The organism is Streptomyces flavofungini (assembly GCF_041028215.1).
In the GTDB taxonomy this organism is placed as follows: Bacteria; Actinomycetota; Actinomycetes; order Streptomycetales; family Streptomycetaceae; genus Streptomyces; species Streptomyces flavofungini_B.
This window is the reverse complement of record NZ_JASKYR010001134.1, coordinates 1-2,153: the sequence shown is the minus strand read 5'-3', so window position 1 is coordinate 2,153 and position 2,153 is coordinate 1. Positions and strand designations below refer to the sequence as shown.

The 2,153-nt window shown below is 72.5% G+C and carries 2 protein-coding genes and 1 pseudogene; 2 read left to right on the top strand and 1 reads right to left on the bottom strand.

The window, feature by feature from the left end; translation table 11 throughout:
• Together AB8Z36_RS39110 and AB8Z36_RS39105 are read left to right on the top strand one after the other, a co-directional pair.
• Window positions 1–376, top strand: a pseudogene (locus AB8Z36_RS39110) (hypothetical protein); the annotation flags it as partial.
• Window positions 363–1,394 (top strand): ABC transporter permease, encoded by a 1,032-nt coding sequence (locus AB8Z36_RS39105; RefSeq protein ID WP_369218114.1) that lies wholly within the window; start codon window positions 363–365, stop codon window positions 1,392–1,394. The pseudogene AB8Z36_RS39110 and the gene AB8Z36_RS39105, both read left to right, overlap by 14 nt.
• Before the next feature lie 8 nt (window positions 1,395–1,402).
• Here the strand turns inward: AB8Z36_RS39105 and AB8Z36_RS39100 are convergent, their stop codons facing one another.
• Window positions 1,403–2,014, bottom strand: a complete 612-nt coding sequence (locus AB8Z36_RS39100; RefSeq protein ID WP_369218115.1) for a flavodoxin family protein — start codon at window positions 2,012–2,014, stop codon at window positions 1,403–1,405.
• Between the last annotated feature and the right edge of the window lie 139 nt (window positions 2,015–2,153).

Here is a 2,153-nt window from a genome sequence, read left to right as displayed (position 1 = left end):
TCCTCGACGAGATCGAGCAGGTCTGCACGCACGCCGCCGTGATGACACGGGCCGGCTGATCACCCAGGGCCCGGTGGCCGAGCTCGCGGCGGGCGCGCGCGGCAGGCTCGTCGTGACGACGCCCGACCCGGGCGAGGCGGCCCGAGTCCCCCCCCCCCCCCCCCCCCCCCCCCCCCCCCCCCCCCCCCCCCCCCCCCCCCCCCCCCCGGCCGAAGCCCCGGACGCGGACGCCGCGGGCCGCGACACGGACCTGGCCGATCTGAACGCGGCGCTGGTCGAGGCGGGCGTCCGCGTCCGGGGCTTCGGCCTGGAACGGGCCTCGCTGGAGGACGCGTTCGTGGCGCTGACGGGGGAGGGGTTCGATGTCGCGGGATGAGACCACGGACGGCGCGGCGGTGCCTTCGGAGGTGGCGGGCGTGGCGGTGCCTTCGGAGGTGGCGGGCGTGGCGGTGCCTTCGGAGGTGGCGGGCGTGGCGGTGCCTTCGGAGGTGGCGGGCGTGGCGGTGCCCACGGACGCGGCGGGCGTGAGCGGGGCGGTGGCGCGGCGGCCGCGCCCCCTGTGGACCCTCGGACTCTTCCGCAGCGAGCTGGCGATCACCTTCCGTCGCTGGCGGACCCTCGCGCTGCTCGCGGTGCTGGCCGCCGTGCCGGTCCTGGTCGGTGTCGCGGTGAGGATCGAGACGAGCGACGGCTCGACGATCGGCGGGGGCGGTGAGGGCGGCGGCCCCGCCTTCATCGCGCAGATCACCAACAACGGCCTGTTCCTGGTCTTCACCGCGCTCGCGGCGACGCTGCCGTTCTTCCTGCCGATGGCCATCGGCGTGATCGCGGGGGACGCCGTCGCGGGCGAGGCGAACGCGGGCACACTGCGCTATCTCCTGGTCGCGCCCGCGGGCCGCACCCGGCTGCTGCTCGCCAAGTACGCGACCACGCTGACGTTCTGCCTGGTCGCGACCCTGGTCGTCGCCGTCTCCGCGCTCGTGACCGGTGCCCTGCTCTTCCCGCTCGGCGAGGTCACCACGATCTCCGGCACCCGGATGAGCTTCGGCGAGGGGCTGCTCCGGGCCCTGCTGATCGCGCTCGTCGTGGCCGCGTCACTGGTCGGCGTCGCGGCGCTCGGCCTGTTCGTGTCGACGCTGACCAGCAGCGGGATCGCGGCGATGGCGACGACCGTCGGGCTGCTGATCACGGTCCAGATCCTCGACCAGATCCCGCAGCTCCACGCCCTGCACCCGTACTTCTTCTCGCACTACTGGCTGTCCTTCGCGGACCTGATGCGCGAGCCGGTCTACTGGGACGACCTGATCAAGAACCTCCAGATGCAGGGGCTGTACGCGGCCGTCTTCGGCTCGGCGGCATGGGCGAGGTTCGGCGCGAAGGACATCATGGCCTGACCCCGGGGCTACGCCTTGTCGTACGGGGCCTTGTCGTACGGGAAGCGCGCCAGCTCCGGCTCCTGGGCGAAGAACGTCTTGGCGCGGAGCAGGGCCTGCTCGTCGTCGAGTACGTTGCCGGGCTTGCTGCCGTTGCCGAGCAGGACGCCGCCGAAGTTCATCGGGAAGAACGCGGCGGTGTTGCGGAGCGTGCCGATGAGCGGCTCGGCGACCTCTTCCTCGCGGTGGGCGAGCGCCGTCACGCCCCACAGGGTGCGCCCCTTGAGGCTCTCCTTGAAGTCGATCTCCGGGATCTCGAGCCAGGCGTCCCAGAAGTCGAGGTAGCGCTTGGTGGTGGCGGAGACGGAGTACCAGTACAGCGGCGAGGCGATCACGATGTCGGTGGCTTCGAGCGTGGCGTCGAGGAGCAGCGCCTCGTGGTCACCGGCCGGGCGCGGGCGGGCCCGGGGGCGGCTGTCGTCGTGCCGGAGGTCCTCGAAGTCGGGCAGCGGCAGGTCCGACAGGTGCAGCCAGCGCTGCTCGGCGTCGGGCGGGAGCTGTTCGGCGGCCTTGCGGGCCAGGGTCTCGGTGTTGCCTCCCTTGCGGGCGCTGCCGAGGACGAAGAGGAACGTGCGGCTCATGGGGACCCCCTGAATGCGGATACGGCTGGTCATGGCGCTGGTCATGGCTGCTGCATTTCCTTGCGCGTGCACTATATGCATGCGCAAGGAAATGCGTCCAGGGCTTACGGAGCGCGCGCCCTCAGGGGCGTATGTGGAC